Source organism: Desulfosediminicola flagellatus (genome assembly GCF_005116655.2).
GTDB lineage: Bacteria > Desulfobacterota > Desulfobulbia > Desulfobulbales > Desulfocapsaceae > Desulfopila > Desulfopila flagellata.
On sequence record NZ_CP050698.1, the window covers coordinates 1,937,224 to 1,954,857 of the forward strand.

The 17,634-nt window shown below is 45.4% G+C and carries 16 protein-coding genes and 1 pseudogene; 7 read left to right on the top strand and 10 right to left on the bottom strand.

From position 1 onward, the window contains the following. Positions 1-46 precede the first annotated feature (46 nt). Positions 47-1,639, top strand: coding sequence for a hypothetical protein (locus FCL46_RS08055; RefSeq protein WP_136807197.1), 1,593 nt, complete (start codon positions 47-49; stop codon positions 1,637-1,639). A gap of 724 nt (positions 1,640-2,363) precedes the next feature. After that, complete coding sequence (locus FCL46_RS08060; RefSeq protein ID WP_136807198.1) at positions 2,364-4,067, top strand: protein adenylyltransferase SelO; 1,704 nt, start codon at positions 2,364-2,366, stop codon at positions 4,065-4,067. Between the two features lie 499 nt (positions 4,068-4,566). Here the strand turns inward: FCL46_RS08060 and FCL46_RS08065 are convergent, their stop codons facing one another. Beyond that, positions 4,567-4,926: a TusE/DsrC/DsvC family sulfur relay protein gene (locus FCL46_RS08065; protein WP_136807200.1), complete on the bottom strand. Its 360-nt coding sequence runs from the start codon at positions 4,924-4,926 to the stop codon at positions 4,567-4,569. Positions 4,927-5,574: 648 nt separating this feature from the next. On the opposite strand from FCL46_RS08065, the gene FCL46_RS08070 reads away from it, so the two are divergent. Continuing rightward, positions 5,575-5,934: a hemolysin III family protein gene (locus FCL46_RS08070; protein WP_136807202.1), complete on the top strand. Its 360-nt coding sequence runs from the start codon at positions 5,575-5,577 to the stop codon at positions 5,932-5,934. Between the two features lie 110 nt (positions 5,935-6,044). Here FCL46_RS08070 and FCL46_RS08075 read toward each other — a convergent pair whose 3' ends face one another. Next, positions 6,045-6,245 carry a hypothetical protein gene (locus FCL46_RS08075; protein ID WP_136807204.1) on the bottom strand — a complete coding sequence of 67 codons (201 nt, stop codon included), beginning with the start codon at positions 6,243-6,245 and terminating at the stop codon, positions 6,045-6,047. 241 nt (positions 6,246-6,486) lie between these two features. Between FCL46_RS08075 and FCL46_RS08080 the strand changes: the two genes are divergently transcribed. Beyond that, positions 6,487-6,957, top strand: a complete 471-nt coding sequence (locus FCL46_RS08080; RefSeq protein ID WP_136807206.1) for an Lrp/AsnC family transcriptional regulator — start codon at positions 6,487-6,489, stop codon at positions 6,955-6,957. Positions 6,958-7,174: 217 nt separating this feature from the next. Here FCL46_RS08080 and FCL46_RS28435 read toward each other — a convergent pair whose 3' ends face one another. Continuing rightward, on the bottom strand, positions 7,175-7,393 hold the full coding sequence (locus FCL46_RS28435) for a hypothetical protein (RefSeq protein WP_267313719.1): 219 nt from the start codon (positions 7,391-7,393) through the stop codon (positions 7,175-7,177). A gap of 48 nt (positions 7,394-7,441) precedes the next feature. Then, positions 7,442-7,726 (bottom strand): annotated as a pseudogene (locus FCL46_RS28765) (hypothetical protein); the annotation flags it as partial. A gap of 121 nt (positions 7,727-7,847) precedes the next feature. Here FCL46_RS28765 and FCL46_RS08090 point away from each other — a divergent pair. Then, positions 7,848-9,251 (top strand): NfeD family protein, encoded by a 1,404-nt coding sequence (locus FCL46_RS08090; protein WP_136807209.1) that lies wholly within the window; start codon positions 7,848-7,850, stop codon positions 9,249-9,251. A gap of 1 nt (position 9,252) precedes the next feature. After that, positions 9,253-10,032 (top strand): slipin family protein, encoded by a 780-nt coding sequence (locus FCL46_RS08095; RefSeq protein WP_228723354.1) that lies wholly within the window; start codon positions 9,253-9,255, stop codon positions 10,030-10,032. A 322-nt stretch (positions 10,033-10,354) separates the two neighbouring features. Here FCL46_RS08095 and FCL46_RS08100 read toward each other — a convergent pair whose 3' ends face one another. Both FCL46_RS08100 and FCL46_RS08105 read right to left on the bottom strand, forming a co-directional pair. After that, positions 10,355-11,020 (bottom strand): DUF2459 domain-containing protein, encoded by a 666-nt coding sequence (locus tag FCL46_RS08100; RefSeq protein WP_136807211.1) that lies wholly within the window; start codon positions 11,018-11,020, stop codon positions 10,355-10,357. Between the two features lie 367 nt (positions 11,021-11,387). Next, complete coding sequence (locus tag FCL46_RS08105) at positions 11,388-12,149, bottom strand: GNAT family N-acetyltransferase (RefSeq protein WP_136807213.1); 762 nt, start codon at positions 12,147-12,149, stop codon at positions 11,388-11,390. Positions 12,150-12,459: 310 nt separating this feature from the next. On the opposite strand from FCL46_RS08105, the gene FCL46_RS08110 reads away from it, so the two are divergent. Beyond that, entirely contained in the window at positions 12,460-12,618 is a 159-nt protein-coding gene (locus tag FCL46_RS08110; protein WP_136807215.1) for a bacterioferritin-associated ferredoxin, read from the top strand. A gap of 197 nt (positions 12,619-12,815) precedes the next feature. Here FCL46_RS08110 and FCL46_RS08115 read toward each other — a convergent pair whose 3' ends face one another. From FCL46_RS08115 to FCL46_RS08130, 4 genes are all read right to left on the bottom strand, one after another. Continuing rightward, entirely contained in the window at positions 12,816-13,739 is a 924-nt protein-coding gene (locus FCL46_RS08115) for a DMT family transporter (RefSeq protein WP_136807217.1), read from the bottom strand. Between the two features lie 235 nt (positions 13,740-13,974). Beyond that, positions 13,975-15,948 (bottom strand): NAD(P)(+) transhydrogenase (Re/Si-specific) subunit beta, encoded by a 1,974-nt coding sequence (locus FCL46_RS08120; protein ID WP_136807219.1) that lies wholly within the window; start codon positions 15,946-15,948, stop codon positions 13,975-13,977. Between the two features lie 25 nt (positions 15,949-15,973). Continuing rightward, complete coding sequence (locus tag FCL46_RS08125; protein WP_136807221.1) at positions 15,974-16,264, bottom strand: proton-translocating transhydrogenase family protein; 291 nt, start codon at positions 16,262-16,264, stop codon at positions 15,974-15,976. A gap of 123 nt (positions 16,265-16,387) precedes the next feature. Continuing rightward, entirely contained in the window at positions 16,388-17,542 is a 1,155-nt protein-coding gene (locus FCL46_RS08130; RefSeq protein WP_136807223.1) for an NAD(P) transhydrogenase subunit alpha, read from the bottom strand. Positions 17,543-17,634: the final 92 nt, after the last annotated feature.

The following is a 17,634-nucleotide window of genomic DNA, read 5'->3' on the forward strand; positions in this document are numbered from 1 at the left end:
GAAGAACCGTCGTCATCACTTTTTTTGATGAAGCAAGGAGGCTGACATGAGTCCAATAAAAATTTACGTAACCTATGTTCTTCTTTTGCTCGGCGCCTTTACCAGCGGCGTTTGTGCGGCCACAGATCCGCTAAGCAACGCCAATCGGCTCCCGCTGTCTTTGGAGCTGAAGGTCCAGGATTTCAGCAACGCTCTCGAAGCGAGCGGGTACGAGCTGATGCGGGGATATTGGTCTTTGTGGTCGGCAGAAGACTGCAAATATCCTCTACAGACGCTTGGGTTCTGTTACGGTAACAACCCAACCGCGCCGTATGTGATGGCCTTTGTGCCTCACTGGAAAGACGAATTCGTCGATCAAAGCATGCATCATGTACTCGCCGCTGGGCAACGCAACATGACCCCCAACTACCGCCTCGGTGAACGAGAAGCCCTAGTGGTTCTGGTCGAGCTTCCCCCGCCGGCGCGCTACTTTGGGATGCAGACGAATGTCTTCACAGGGATAGATACCCTCAATACATCTGATCCGGTTTATCAACTGTTGAGCAGCTCCCCCGCATTGGCTGATCTTCGACGTATCATATTCAGTGCCTCGCCGAATCCCGATCGAATGATGTTTGTTGCAAGCATCGGCAACAGCATTAACAACGTCCTCATTGAGGAGCAGAGCAAAGAGAGTTGGGGACAACAGCGTTTTTTCGTCATCACGCCGGACCAAGAAATGGCAGAGGCGATGACTGACAAGCTCGCGGCCCTGGAGGGGGGCGATATTAGACAGGTTTTCACGGAACCTGTCTCCCCTAGTTTGGCCATTTTAGGATATGGGGCTGAAGCGGACGATTTCATCACCTATATTCGCTACTCAATGCCGAACGATATCGTACTAGGTGAACAGTGGCGCGAGCAGCTTCCGCTTACTATTCTTCGAGTCCGTGACCCCAATGACACCACTGCGAACAAACCATTCGAAATCCCAGAATACGAACCAAAGGAGGCAAACTTTGACGAGCACGCGCTAGAGACCGATCTTTCGAACCTTGTGGCAGCGGTCAAGGAATACTGGGGTGATCAGAGCGTCGTTCCAGTGGAGTTCAGGAGCCTATCTCATTGGGTCGACCTCATCGGCCAGCACTGCTTGGGAAGCGACGGCCCCCCTGATCCGATAGAAGGTATCACACTGCCTCGAGGCCCGATGAATTGTCTCGGAGACAGTCAAGATGCCGACTACCAGATTAGTGGCGATGTATTCTATCTCGACGACGACGAGGTCATCGCAGTGGTAGGGACTCTAGGGACAGAAACGGGGAACGCCACATACACGAGTATCTCAGTTAATTGGTTCCCGGAGCTAGTCGGTGTCCTGAATCGTGACGATGTTGTCCTCCAAGGGAGCGCGGTAAAGTTCAAGGATGCACTGGCAATCCCATCCACCTACAAAAACTTTTACGTTTACTATTTTGCAAGGGATTGTAGCGGATTGTATCCGTGGTGCCAGGAGGTGTCCAGAACGATGGTTCCCCGTGGAGATACGGTCAAGATTATACAACGGAACTATATCAACCCAGGCTCAATGCGCGGTCCAGACCCGTCAAAGGTCCTCAACCCATTCTCAATCACGTTTTACGGGCGCCCTAAGATGTAGGATACTTCAGCCAGGAGTGTCGACTTTAGTAACATCCGAACATACACATCATAAAAGGAGAATAAAAGGGGTTTTCTGATGGACCCACGCCCAATTGACGCGACGCACTACTCCTGGCCGGGATTGTGAAGAAAATTTGGGGGCATTTCGTCCTGAGCTAACTTGTCCAGTGGTTAGGGATCTGTCGGTTCAAGATTATAGAACAAAATGCGGCATGATTTGAATGGCAGGATCCACCTTCATCATGCCGCATTTTACCTTTCCTGTTTGTCATTTTCAGCTTCCACCTTGTTGGTGATTGCCACTGGTAACTTGGAAAAAGACAGGGATTGGCTAAAGTTGATAGGTCTAATATATATACGAACCTGAAATCCAATATAGAAAATGACTTGTCAAGGTAAGGGAGGATTGTTAGGCAACCTGCAATATTCCACGACAATATAGTGCATTAGGAGAGTTGTTGTAGCGATGTTTTTAGTCATGCCCAGATCCAAGATAATTCCTGAGCATCAATTTTTCGCAATGTTCAGGAAGTATCTTGGATTCAAATTAATTGTGTCCCCGATTTTTTTTTAGCTCGAGCCGAAGATAATCCATTAAAATCTGTATGTTGAGGTTGCTACACCCAATATTCATGAGAGTGATTATTGTTTCAAAGAGTATGTTTCACGGATCCTTTTGAGAAAACAAAAAATGCGTTCTTATACGTGAGGTGTTTATAGCAATGTCATATATATCTAAACCATCTGCTGGGCCGTGCTTAACGACTTTCGATGAGTTTGTGCAATTGGCCGATTATTCTCTGTTGAATACCTTGAATGCCGATCCTGATGCCACTGGTGATGGTGATGATCGCCATGCTCGTCAGGTTTTTTCTGGTCATTATGTACCTGTGGCACCCACGCCGCTTGCAGAACCGGAATATGTAACCCATAGCAGCACTTTTTTTAATGAACTTGGGTTGAGCGATGAGCTGGCGCTTGATGCAAAATTTCGTCAGGTATTCTCTGGTGATCTCTCTGCCGTGCATGAGCCTATGCGTCAGGTTGGCTGGGCGACTGGCTATGCATTGTCGATTTATGGCACCGAATATACCCAACAGTGTCCATTTGGCACTGGTAATGGTTATGGCGATGGCCGGGCGATATCAGTATTTGAAGGAGTACTCAATGGTAAGCGCTGGGAAATGCAATTGAAAGGTGGTGGCTCGACGCCTTATTGCCGTGGTGCCGACGGTCGTGCAGTACTACGTTCAAGTGTGCGTGAGTTTCTAGCGCAAGAATATATGCACTCTTCAGGTGTTCCAACATCGCGCTCATTAACGCTGTATGTTTCTAAATCTGAAACCGTTACCAGGCCTTGGTACTCTCAAGACTCTCATGCCACCGATCCTGATATTATGGTGGACAATCCTGTGGCTGTTTCAACTCGAGTTGCACCATCCTTTCTGCGTGTTGGTCAGCTAGAGTTATTTGCTCGTCGCGCTTGCATAAATGCCCACCCAAAAGCATCAGAAGAGTTGCGTATGATTGTGTCGCATTTAATTGACCGAGAATACAAAAGCGAAATAGATCAAGACCTTGCTTTTGCCGATCAACTGATTGAGCTGGCCATGCTGTTTCGCCAGCGCCTTACTTCATTGGTGGCCAATTGGCAGCGTGTTGGTTATTGCCAGGGTAATTTCAATAGTGACAACTGCGCCGCTGGTGGCTTTACCCTAGACTATGGACCATTTGGATTCTGTGAAATTTTTGACCCTGGGTTTCAACCTTGGACTGGCGGCGGCGAACACTTTTCATTCTTCAATCAGCCAATAGCCGCGGAAGCGAATTACCATATGTTTTGGAAAGCTCTGAGAATACTGCTTGCAGGAGAGCCTGAAGCTTTAGAATATATCGACCAAGTGCGCCATGGCTTTGCCGAATCAATGCAAAAAGAAATGCGAAAAATGTGGACGGCCAAGCTTGGTCTGCCTGAATATAACCCGAAGCTATTTAATACGTTAATGCAGTTAATGACCGCCTCAGATGTGGATTACACCATTTTTTTCAGAGAACTATCCCACATACCGGAGGATGTTTCTTCATTGAAAAAGAGCTTCTACGTAAAAACTTCACAACAACTCGATGAGCAATGGCAAGCTTGGCTAAAAGACTGGCGCGATCTCGTCATTAAAGATCGCAATTTGGCTGAGATATCAGCAAGTATGAAACAGACTAACCCCAAATACGCATGGCGAGAGTGGTTGATTGTCCCCGCCTACCAAAAAGCCATACTGGGTGACTACGCCTTAATTAGAGAGCTGCAAGAAGTACTTAGCGCCCCATATGAAGAGCAATCACAGGATGTAGAAGATAAATACTATCGGCTAAGACCCAGGGCGTTTTTTAATGTTGGTGGCGTGTCGCACTATAGCTGTTCATCTTGACTTTGCAGAACAACTGAATAGCTGGAAACAGGTTTGCCGAGCTGGTCACGGCTAACAGATCAATGCTGCAGGAATCGCCAGGACAGGGTCAGTTCTATGCTTGACTCATCCAAGAGATACTTCCGGACCATCACAGGGAAATGATTTTCAGGAATTATCTCCAACTTTAAATTTAAAGGAATAACCTCAAGTTGGAGTAAAAATACAGAATTGTTACCTTCGGCTTGGCAATGTTAACCTCCTAGACCAGTTGCCGAAATTATCTGATCTTTGGTAAGGTAAAGTCAACAGTTGCTCCATTTTATTGCAGTTTCAGAAAAGTAGGAGTTACTACCCTCTCAGGAAACATCTTATCCAATCTGCAATTAACTCTATAAAGGTTTGGCATTACCAATCTCTCATCCAGTCTCAGGCATGAGAGATTGGTTTTCAGCTATAGATTGATAACTTGGCTAAAAAAGCTCAAGGAATCTTTACGGCTTTTTCTGTACCTTTTAAACTAGCAATAATCTTCCATAATGAAATGATTACCGCCATCGTGAGATACAAAGTGAACTCCATCGATCTTAGGTAATCCTGCTATCTTCCATGCTTTTTCGGGGTTGGTAAATTGCAGGTCAACGCACTTTCCTCGTTGTTTGATGTTCTTGCAAACACTGCCTAAAATCGGAAAATTTTCATGTTTACGGTAATAAGATCGTAGATATTCAATAATTTCTTTCTGTTTTTTACTTAAATGCTCAACTCCTTCTCGTTTTGCTATTACCTCAGCAACTGAATCATCCCAAGCCTCAAAATTTATCATGAAACCGTCTTTGTCGAGCATAATTTTTTTTCCTGAACACAGTAGCTCTGCCATAGCACACCTCCTAATAAATTCTCTCCCATATGATAATCATAGGAAAGAGCAACACCGATCGATTCGGAGATCCGCGTTGCTATATGAAACATAAGCATGCTTTCAGGACATTACTATCATGGAGAGCTAACGAGGACTTCCCGTTGAATGTAGAACCACTTAATCAGCATATTTGAGGAGTGTCCTGCCTAAATTGCAACGTGGGATAGTATTGCCACATCGAAGATACTGTTTTCTTGCCAATCCACAAGTTAAATATATTCAATATGTTCGGAAGGTTACATCCTCTTCCACGCTTAAAAATAAAGAAATTTGAAACCAAACCTTTTCCATGAGAGGTTACAGGGGCGCACGATATCACAATGGCAGAGGCTACTATTGGCAATGTTACCCATTTAAGCAATTCTGCAAGTTTACACTGTTCCTGTAAATATTCAGTCCAAGATAATTCCTGAGTATACGTAACAACCCTGTATTTGGTGTTAAAATAGTTTGTTACCTGACTATATTTTCCTCTATTACTACCTTATAAGTCAAGTTTTTACCCTAAAGGAGCGTCGCTCTGGGCCGGTTGTGAGAATGGGCCCTTTCATAAACGCTCGTCGGAGCAATCGGCACCAGGCAGAGCGGTTTAGCACCTAACTTAACTTGAGATTGCACACGGCAACAGAATCTATCATTTTAAAAAATATCTTCTTCACCTCATTTCTGGACTGGCTTGGACTCGTGGTGTTCTTAAGTTTAGGATGGAGTGGAGCTGTAACTGCAGGACTGCTCTGGTATCAAAGAGATCTGAAGTTCATCAGTCTGCTTATTTGGGGTGGTCTGGCATATACGGCAGGTGCTGTTTTAGAGTTTATGCAACAACCTGTAATTATTCAAGGAGTCCTGGGCCCACATCAATTATTTCATGTGGCTGTTCTGGTCGGGTTGAGTCTGCACTGGCAATATATTTATGGTTTCAAACCGTTACAGCTTATTTTGAAAAGTGGTGATAGTGATGCATAGCTGTAAATACCCATGGGTACCCATTTTACGCGTGTTCATGGTTGCCCGCACAAGTAAGAGATATCCAATAAACCTCTATGACTCAAACACAGCAGTTAATGAGACACCGCTCAATCACGTTTGAACAGCTTATTGAAAAACGTACACTGTGACTCTGATCGTAAAGCTCGGGCTCTTTTGGCATAATAACGATAATCAATTGAGCCTTGTTCGTCTCGGATCACTTTAACTGCTTCATTTTTACCCCGCTCAACAGATACTACATTCTCCGATTCCAGCCATGTAAACTGCGTGACGCATTGAACAGTCATAGTTTGCTCCTGCTGTTAAGGTTGATCACAAGACAGATAACCAGAATTTTTCACCTTCTCTTTCCCTAACGTTTATTTAGTAGAATCAGGTCAGGTGGTATTGACAGTGCGTTTCTGCATATCTTCATTAATAGTACGACACAGCCTTCATCAGAGCAAACACTTTGCTCAATTCCGATATATAGTCAAAATGCTTGCATGAAATCAGTCATAATGTACACTTTATGCAGCAAACCCCATAATGACGTATGTAGATGAAAATTTTTTGCAGGGAGCAGCAATGGATGATTTCGACAAAAAGATCGTAGCTGTCCTACAGATTAACGGACGCTTTACAAACCAGGAAGTTGCCCAACAGGTTGGTCTATCGCACTCTTCCTGCTCAAGACGTATTTCCCGATTGGAAAAAGAAGGAGTTATCGTTGGTTATAGGGCACTTACTGACCGCCATAAACTTGGTCTTTCTGTCCGTGCCTTTTGCGGGGTCAGCCGACATTCAGACATTGGCTGGGATGGGCTGGCAGAAAAACTCTCCACCCTTGAAGGAGTGGTGAGCGTCTTTGCTCTTTCAGGGGACGTGGATGTAATGCTTGAGATAGTGGCATCTGATATGCAAGCTTACTCGCAGATTGTTCAGAAAATTAATAAAATGAGTGAGGTAAATGCCACGAGCAGCTCTTTTGTACTTGAAGAGGTAAAAACAATCTTCTGATAACTGCAAGCACGTAGATAAAGCTGAATATCCGTGGATTGAGGTTGCCACTCCTAGCCTGGAATGAAAGTGATTACATCATAATTATAGTTTTCCCGTTACTAAAAAATTCCAATATTCCCTAAGATTCCACCAATCAAGAGGGCAAGTCCGGTGTTGACTCTTCTCTCTCGTCAAGCGTTCACCACTCAATGGGGTGCTGAGCATAGGTCATTACTTACTTTTCTTCGAATGGAACAGGAACTCCTTTTTCGTCACAGTTTGCAATATGTTTTTCAACGTGGATTATAAAATTATTTTCAAGCTTTTCGAAGGTTTCTCCTTCGTACTTAAAATCTGATTCTATGAATAAAATACTTCCTGAAAGGGTAAAATTGTCGGTATTCACTTCGATTGAGCCGTGATAACCCCGATGAACGAGTGTCTTTTTGGCCATTTGCTCTTTCCATTTGTAGAGATAATTTTGCTGTATGCCAATTTGCATGGCAATTTTACTAGTGGGACGGTCTGACTCCTCCAGTATACGTAGGGCTTCTAACTTAAACTCTTTAGGGTCAGTTGGTAGGGCTTTCTCCCCATGGTAACAAGAGGAGGGAAGGGGGTACCAATTAGAAGATACTTCCTGAGCATAGAGTAGAATTAATGCTCCGGAAGTATCCTTGGTATGCTCTGCACAAAGCCGAAGGGAAATACATTTTTTCTTTAATGGGTGGCCTTTCTCTGCCCCCTCTACTGTATAAATGACACAACAGGTTACAGTGGTTATTATCTAAGTAAAGTGTTCGTCTGACGAAATGGTTCAGTACATATGTATAGTATCCTCACTTGTCTTTGCACGGATCTGGCTGGTTTATACTGGTGAATTCTGCAAATATCGTTGGAGGTATCAGATGTCTGGCTATATCCTCGAAATATCCAACAGATCTGCACGGTTTCTTCCTGCATGTATTGTATTCTTCTTCATTGCCACTCTCACCCTCTCCTTAATCTTTACTCCTTTATCACTGGCAAATGATTCCTCTCAGGCTGTGGTACTCGAGATACAGGGTGCTATCAGTCCTGCGGTAAGTGATTACATAAGAGAGGGAATGGAAGAAGCAGTCGCTGGTAATGCTGATCTTGTGATTTTGCAAATGGACACTCCGGGGGGGCTTGACAGTTCAATGCGGGATATCATTCAGATGATTCTTGCTTCTCCAGTTCCGGTTGTCACCTACGTTGCACCGGAAGGAGCCAGAGCAGCCAGTGCCGGGACCTATATTTTATACGCCAGTCATGTTGCGGCAATGTCACCGGCCACAAATCTCGGTGCCGCCACCCCCATTAGTATCGGCGGGCTTCCCGGTTCGCGGAAGCCAGCAGAAGAAGAGGGCAAGAAAGAAAACGATGAGCTGGCAACCGATGATGCGTCCACCCTGAAACGCAAAGTGATTAACGACGCCTCAGCCTATATAAAGGCCCTTGCGGAGCGACATGGACGCAACCCCGACTGGGCTGTGAGAGCTGTACGAGAAGCTGTCAGCCTGTCCGCCGAAGAAGCACTTGAATTGAAGGTTATTAATTTTTTGGCGACCGACATGCCTGACCTCCTCCAGCAGCTGGATGGTCAGCAAATACTACTCGATTCCAAGACCCATACCATCTCCTCCAGGAACATGACTATCACCAGGATAGAGCCCACCTGGCGATACAGACTCCTGAGCGTCATCAGCGATCCAAATGTAGCCTACTTCCTCCTGCTCTTCGGGTTCTATGGTCTCATTTACGAACTTGCCAATCCCGGCGTATTCCTGCCGGGTGTTGCCGGGGGCATATCTCTGCTACTAGCCCTTTATGCCTTTCAGATTTTACCGATCAATTACAGCGGGCTGGCTCTTATTATCCTCGGCATTACCTTTTTGATCAGTGAGGCCTTTATCCCAAGTTTCGGATCTCTGGGAATCGGCGGCATTGTGGCCTTTGCCGTTGGCTCGCTCATCTTGATAGATGATGAAAGTTTAAGGATTTCCATCCCTCTGATAATCAGCACAACAGCTGTCTCGGCAGCTCTCATCCTTTTGCTGGTGGCTCGTATACTTACAATCAGAAACACAAAGATCAGGACCGGCCAAGAGGCACTTATTGGGATGACAGGCGAAGCCGCGGAAGATTTTGACGGAGAAGGCAGAATCTGGATTCTCGGAGAATCATGGCTGGCCAAAAGCTCTGACATAATAAGAAAAGGGGAGAAGGTACGAATTACTTCTCAAAATGGACTGGAATTGACGGTGGAAAGCCTAAGAAAGGAGAGGTGACATGGATATGCTAATTTATACATACATGGAGTACATCGTACCAGTAGCACTCATTATCGGCTTGCTTGCACTTTCGTTTAAAATAGTAAATGAATACGAAAGGCTCGTAGTCCTTTTTCTAGGCCGCTTCCAGACTGTAAAAAAGCCGGGCCTTAGAATTGTTGTCCCTGGTATACAGAAAGCCTTTCGTGTAGATCTTCGTGTTATCACCATGGATGTCCCGCCACAGGATGTTATTTCAAAAGACAATGTAACCGTAAGGGTAAATGCGGTCCTCTACTTCAGGGTAGTAGACCCGGAAAAAGCTATCATTCAGGTGGAACATTTCCTGGTAGCCATAAATCAGCTGGCTCAGACAACATTGCGATCGGTACTCGGTCAGCATGATCTGGACGAGATGCTCTCTGAACGAGAAAAATTGAACGAAAACATCCAGGAGATAATAGACAAACGGGCTGATGCCTGGGGAATTAAGGTGATAAATGTCGAAATTAAACACATAGACCTCAATGATTCAATGATCAGAGCCATTGCAAAACAGGCAGAGGCGGAACGGGAAAGGCGTGCGAAAGTCATCCATGCAGAGGGGGAGTATCAGGCTTCGGAGAAACTGCTTGCAGCCGCTGAAGTTATTTCCCAAAACCCACAGGCACTGCAGCTTCGCTATCTGCAGACATTAAGTGATATTTCAACTAAAGAGAAGACAAACACTATTGTTTTCCCTTTCCCGGTGGAAATGATGCAGTCTATTTTTAAGGACAACCAGCCCAAACAGAAGTAGAAAAGAAGGGCTGGCTTGATGAGTGAGTTGGGTTATGTCCAACATCAGCAACTGGCGCCACAATTTCAGGAGGGATTTCTCAAAGGGTTGACTCCCGGAAAGAGGGGCATAAAGAAAAGATTATTTTTGGCAAGCCTATGTCTGAGAGAAAAAAACATGATCAATCGTGTTCCTGATAGCCTCAATATTTTGCCCCTGACGAGTAAACGCATCCTCGCAGTTAGTGTTACTTGGCCTAATGAGTAGTCCTCTTATTGGTATCATTCTTACCACGGATATCTCATTACCGTGACAGGAGTTGATTGTGATTTGTCTATTGCCTTTACTGCGGTTCTGATTTTTCCAGTATTACCTTTCCGAAGCGGCGTGCCTGGGACATTAGGCTGTTCACCGTAAAAGCATGGGTGATTGGGCAACCTGCAGTCTGGAGGATAGTTGCTGACCAAGTATTACATGTCTTGCAAAGGTGATATGTTTCCTCAGATGCATAGAACCAACTGTAACCGTAATTTCCCGGGCTCAAAGGGATTGCAGTGCCGGACTCGTCACGCGAGAAACTTTTTGAGATATGGTGAACCATTTGCTCGAATCCTGGAATGGAAAGTTCTATCCGGATGATCTCGCTGTATGGGAAATAGCTCTCTGGTGGTCCGCGAAAACCGACCAGGTGTAATACACTTGATGTGGGCAATAGCAGGGCCTTGGCGGCAAGTCCCGGCCCAGGGTCTAGAGATGTGTAATAGTCTTTATCTCCCCAGCCAATTTCCAGGTAATCCATATGAGCGAATGCATGGAGCCTTGGCCATTCTGCTTGGCGGATATCGATACGTTTTATAACTATCCCTGCGTGCCAGCCGTGGTTTACCAGAAATATTGACGTAGTTTGCTCATCTTTTGAGGGAGGAAACAGTGTGCTAGGCTGAGTGGTGCAGCCGCTTGACAGTGTCACCATGAAAAGCAATAACGCCTTGGTTATAAGCCACCTCATAGCTTTCCTCTGAAATGGTGAGAATAACAGCCTTCACAATATTATAAGCACGGGAATTACAATGAAGTATAAAATAGTGCCAAAGGCACCAATCGGTAAGGGATAGATCCTGAATGTTTTTGATGGCAACGTTTTCAAGAAACATTTTTGCAAGTGGGTCGTATTGATGCAGATGTTGCAGCATGAATTTTGTGTATCTATTTCCCCGCCGGTTTAATAACGTACGAGGAATAAAGATAGAACGAATGCATCTTGGCATTGGGCACGATCTTATCCAGGAATGGAGTATCTTTTGACCTTCTAACAGTTGAAGATTCTACACTGTGGTCAACTCTTTTTATGACACCGTTTTCTTTCTGGTGGATAGTCATCCATTTCCATACGTAACGGCTGCTAATATCGGATTTTTATGTACACGGCTCATTTCTGTAGCCCTAAATTGACTAACCTGAGCAAAGTATGAGTCATATTCTGCTAATACTGAAGGTCGCATCATGACCTTGCCATCTGGCATTTCAGTCAAAATTTCCTTCTGGATGAGACTTCCAATCACCGGGTCGGCAAGATCAACCTTTATTCCAGCAATTGCATAGTCGATAATAACATCGGCAATTGCATCTTTTTCAATTATTGATAGCTGTTTGAATGCCTGATGGAACTCAACTGTCCCATTTGGTACCCTCTCAACAAGCGACTTTGCCACAAAGACTTCTTGTGGTGTTCCCTCATGGATTAGCTGTGGGTAGCTCCAAAAACCAAACCTATTGAAATATGTCGGTAATCCCAAGAGCACAATGCCATTACTGTTACTGGACTTCAGCAGGGCTAACCCACTATTAACTAATGCTGTGCCTATTCGGTGTCCTTGATATTCCGGCAGTACAGATACCGGACCAAGGCCATACCAATTGGTTGTTCCGTCGGAAATCGTAACTGGTGATAAAGCAATGTGCCCAACTACCTGCCCACCAATCTCACTCACAAGAGATATGGTCAATGCGCCAGCGACTCGAAGATCATGAATGGTCAAATGCTCAGTTTGTTGACTGTAAGAATAATCCTTAAAAGCTGCCTTTGTGACTTCGGCGATAGTATCAATGTCTGATGGTTCTTCGTTTCGTATAATCAATTAATAGTCCTTCCACATAATAACAGCATGTATTGCCGACAGGTTTCCATTCTGCAACTGTAATTGTTTGCAAACATTTATCTTTTATACTGGAAAAAATTAACCATGAAAATGGTGCCCGGCTAACATCTTTCGCCACCAGGCTCGGTTTTGATGTCAAGATCGAGTTATATTCCAATAAAAATGATTCATCGAACAGTTGCAACAATGGTTCTGAGGCAATACATAAATAGCAACATTCACCTGCATATGCTAAATTCTTAGGATCACGCAGCTATCACAATATCAATTATTCGAAAGGTGCATTAGCATGTCGAAAGACCTCATCTGTTATTGTTTTAACTACACTAAGTCAGACATTAAAATAGATATTCTTAAAAATAATAAATCCATCATTGAAGAACGCATTAAGGCGGAGAAAAAGGCAGGAGCCTGTGATTGTGCAACTAAAAACCCATCAGGAAAATGATGTTTAGGTGATGTTCACCGTGTAGTGAACCAGATTTACAAAAAAGAAGGGATTGCCCCAACTATAAATATTCCCGCAATATAATATTCACAATTTGATCTGCGAGAGACAGCACAGTAAGGCAAATTTTATTCGTGTTTTCCTCGTTTTTATCCTTTGCAGTCAAGGCCTTTATCTGAGTTGAGCTTTGTCATGAACTATCCGATCCTTTCCTTTTTCAACTGATGTACCGCTCTTTTCGACCGAACGATTCGCGCCAGTTCATTCAACACCAAAGCGTTTAATACGAGAAACCCACCTGTTAGTGTATTGGCAGTAAGGTGCTCACCAGCCCATAACCATGCCCATGTTACTCCGAATACAAGCTCAAGCAATGCGAGCAGAGAAATCTCAGGAGCAGTAAGCTCGCGGGTAAGTCTGACTAGAAGTAGGCACGGTAATGCCAACTGAAAAACACCAAGCATAGAGAGCAGCACGAGGTCGTGACCTGTTGCCTGAAATGGAAAGGCAAGGGGTAAGGTAACAAGAACGGAGATTATCGCCCCAAGCAAAACAGCCTGCAGCATATCCGGTCTATCATCTACACCTACCTCAGGTTTTCCGCTGCTGCCAACATATTGCATGGTAGTGAAGTTAATGGCGTAAGCAAATGGCACGGCAAGTGCCACCAAAGTACCAAGCAAAGTGACTGACGCATTATCACCTGCAAACATCCAAACAATACCAAACCCGGCTGTAGCAATTGCCAGCCAGGTTGTCCAGGGCAAGCGATGACTGAGAAATAACCGGCTAAAAAGAGCGGTGATCAAAGGGCAAAGTGACATAACGATCAAAACATTCGCCACAGTGGTGATTGTAATTGCCACCATAAAAGCAGTGAACATCACAGACCAGCAAATACCGGAAATCCAGATCGCTTTGGGTTGCCTGTGCAGAGTAACCCAAAGTTCACGTCCACGGAGAATAGTCAGCGCAATACCAATCGGTATTGCAGTAAAAAGGCTACGCCAGAAGGTAACCTCAAAGCTTGCGGCTGAGTCGAGATGGCGGGTCACTACTCCGGCTATGCTCCAGAGAAGGGTGACGAAAATCATCAAAAGTATGGCGAGTGAACGTGGCATTGTTGTGTGTGATGTTGAAGAAGAATGTTAATAGTGACACAACCGAAGTTGGAATCTAAAAAAAAGGTACTTTACGTGGAGGTGGGAATTACAGCAAGACATTTGAGGTCGGCTATTAGGGAAAAGAAGTGGTCCCGCTTTTAGGACCACTTCTGATTTCATAATATATTTTATGCGGCTGTTTATTTAGGAACTGACAATACTAACGTTCACTGCTGTTATGTTTTTGGTAAAATCAAACATCAATATTTTGCAATACTGCATACAGATTGTTTATGGTTTCCCTGGCATCACCAGTAAGTAGTATTGTCTTACTGGTGTTATACAGTGGATTAGGGACACCAGAGTAACCAGGATTCGTATCGAAGTTGCAGATAATAATATGTTTGGCATCCTGGGGTAGCAGGATCGGCATACCGGAAATGGGGGTTCCTTCACTTTCAATGGCTGCAGGATTTACGACATCACAGGCCCCGACAACTATTGCAACATCGGTTTCTCTAAACATCGGATTAACATCGTCCATCTCAAGTAGGTTTTCGTATTCAACATCTGCTTCGGCCAGCAGCACGTTCATGTGTCCGGGCATCCGACCGGCCACTGGGTGAATGGCGTACTTGACACTTACACCGCGCTGTTCGAGCAGGGAAACCATCTCCACCAGTTTGAACTGGGCCTTAGCCAGGGCCATACCATAGCCGGGAATGACGACCACGCTTTTTGCCGCCGCTAGAGCTTCAGCTGATTCCGAAAAGGCATCAGCCGCAGCCATATCAGTGGAAGGTGTATTTTTCTGTGGTTTTGTTTTCGAAATAAGCAATTTTTGAAGCTCTTGGATTGACTTTTTCGCATCCCCCTCAAGCAGCACAGTATTGTCCTGCTCATAGAGCGAGTTCTCCACGCCCGAGTATCCGGGGTTACGGTCAAAGTTGCAGCAGATAACATTTTTAGCCTTGTACGCCATGAGAATAGGCATGCCTGATATCGGTGTTCCTTCAACCTCAACCGCTGACGGATTGACAACATCGCAGGCACCGACGACCAGCACCAGATCAGTGACCTCAAACTCTTGATTAATAGCTTCCATCTCCACGAGCATGTCATAATCAACCCCCGCCTCGGCCAGTAACACGTTCATGTGACCGGGCATGCGGCCGGCTACGGGGTGAATGGCATATTTTACATCTTTACCCATGGCAATCAGTTCATCTGCTAGGGTTGCAACCTCGGTTTGGGCTTTGGCGAGTGCCATGCCGTAACCGGGCACAATAATGATTCTTTTAGCATCTGTTAAGACACATGTAGCAGCGGCTTGGTCGTTTTCCCCTGCAAGTGCAGCAGCTGGTACAGGTTGTTGTTCAGGGGCCACAGTATCTATTACGGGAATCTGTAGCCCAGCTTTTTTCGGTTTATAATCTGGGAAAATTACCTTGCCAAGTTTGCGGTTCATGGCTTTACACATGACATAGGTGAGAATCGAACCGGATGCAGCAACGGTTGCGCCAAAGGCAATCAGTAGTTGGTTTTCAATGATCATGCCACACAGTGCCGCAGCCACACCAGCTGTAGCATTCAGTGATGAAATGAGCACGGGCATATCAGCACCACCGATACGCATCGCCACAAGTGTACCCAAGCAGGTGCCCAGAAGAATCTCGACAGTAAACAGAAAAAGAGCAAAGCCATGTGCTACCACAAGTGAGAGTGCACCAACCACAACGATGGCAACAAGGTTGATGATCACGTAAAGATTGTGATTGTCAAGAAACTGGGGAGCCTGTCGCATCTTGTTGGCAAGCTTGGCACTAGCGATCATACTGCCGCTAAACGTCAGTGAGCCAATGGCAAGGCCAAGGACTCCAGAGATTTCACTTACCAGACTTAAGCCATGGCTTGTCCGGCTTAACTCTACCAGGGCAACCAGAAAGGCGGCGACACCACCACATCCGTGTTGAAAAGCGACCATGGCCGGGACCTGGATCATAGTGACGACCCTGGCGAGGGCATAACCAGCCAGTGAACCAACTACGAGCGATATGACAACGGTGCCAACATCCACAATGCCGTTACGATACAGTATGAGGACAAAGGCCAGAAAAAGGGCAAAGGCAGCTGTCAGGTTTCCATTTTTTGCAGTGTGTGGAAAACGAAACTGCCAGATGCCGGCGATGAGAATAGCGATTACAGTAAAGTCAATGAACAGATTCATTTCAGTAGGTTCCTCAATTATTTCTTCAGGCTTTTTTCTTCTTGCCCTTGAAGAGCTTCAGCATCTTGTCAGTGATTACAAAACCGCCGACCACATTAAAGGTCGCGGTGATAATAGCAATGGAGCCAAAAATTTTTTCAACAGGTGTTGTTGGCAGGGAGAACAGGATGAGTGCCGCCAGGATCGTAATGGCAGAGATAGCATTGGTCATGGACATCAATGGCGTGTGCAGTAAGGGTGGCACCCGTGAAATCAGCAGGTAGCCGATGGCAAAAGAACCAAAAAACACAACGACCATCAGGATCAGATTAAACATGGTACTCGCTCCGGATTGGAAAACATTGGGTGAGGGTGGCAGTAGATACAGCCAGCCGTCCGGGGGGACCCGGCAAGGCTGGCTTTGCTGCCCATCTTCTTATATTTAGGAGGTGAAGATCTACTATTTCATCGCTTTCAAGGTACCCTCATGAACGATTTTTGAATCATGAGTAACGAGTGAACTCTTGACGATCTCGTCTTCGAAATCCATTCTGCCCTGACCATTTTTGAATAGGTTCTCTACATAGTAGAAGAGATTGTTAGCATATAGCCAGCTGGCGTGAACTGCCATTCGGCCGGGGATATTCTGGATACCGCAAATGTGTACTCCGTGTCTTTCAGCCCAGACTCCAGGCTCAGTCATTTCGCAGTTACCACCCTGGTCGATGGATACATCGATGATGATCGAACCGGGCTTCATCACAGCAAGCATTTCATCGGTAATAACCATCGGCGCCACTTCGCCCGGTACCAGTGCACTGAGGACAACCACGTCGGTATCTTTCAGGTGCTCTGTAATAAGAGTGCGCTCTTTTTTCAGCCATTCTTCATCGAGTGATTTTGCATAGCCGCCTGGACCGGTTGTCAATTCCTGAGGAATATCAAATTCGATGATCTTGCCACCAAGGCTGTCTCCCTCAACGGAGGCATTTTTACGAATATCTAATGTCTTAACAACGCCACCAAGGCGTTTGGCAGTGGCGATTGCCTGGAGGCCAACCACGCCGATACCGATGATCAGAAAATTTGCAGGCTTGATTGTACCGATGGCTGTACCGATCATTGGAATGAACTTTGGCATTTGGTTGGCGGCCAGGATTACTGATTTATACCCGGTGAGAGCACTCATCGATGACAGCGCGTCCATTCTTTGAGCACGAGAAATTCGTGGGATACCATCCATGGTCAAAGAGGTGATGTTTTTGCTTTGCAGGTCTCTTACCATCTGATGACAGCCTGGGGCGGCAGGATGGAGGAAGGTGATCAGTATACTGCCGTTACGCAGCATTTCCACTTCGTGCTTCTTTTTTTCCTCGTTGAAGATGGGTTGTTTAACCTTCAGGACTATATCCGCTTCTCCCAGCATTTTTTCGACATCAGCGCCAATAGTTGCCCCGGCATCTTTGTAGTCTTCATCAGAGATATAAACACCTTCACCGGCTCCGGCTTCGACCGCAACCGTGAAACCCAGGCCAATATATTTTTTAACGGTTTCCGGAGTTGCTGCCACCCGTTTTTCTTCAGGCAGAATTTCTCGGGGGATTACAATCAACATTATTTACCTCACTGCAAAAGTATTATTTACCTTTTGAGATTTTGTTTGTTATCGGTCCTTTGCACTTTCCATAAACCTGGTCAATCAAGGAA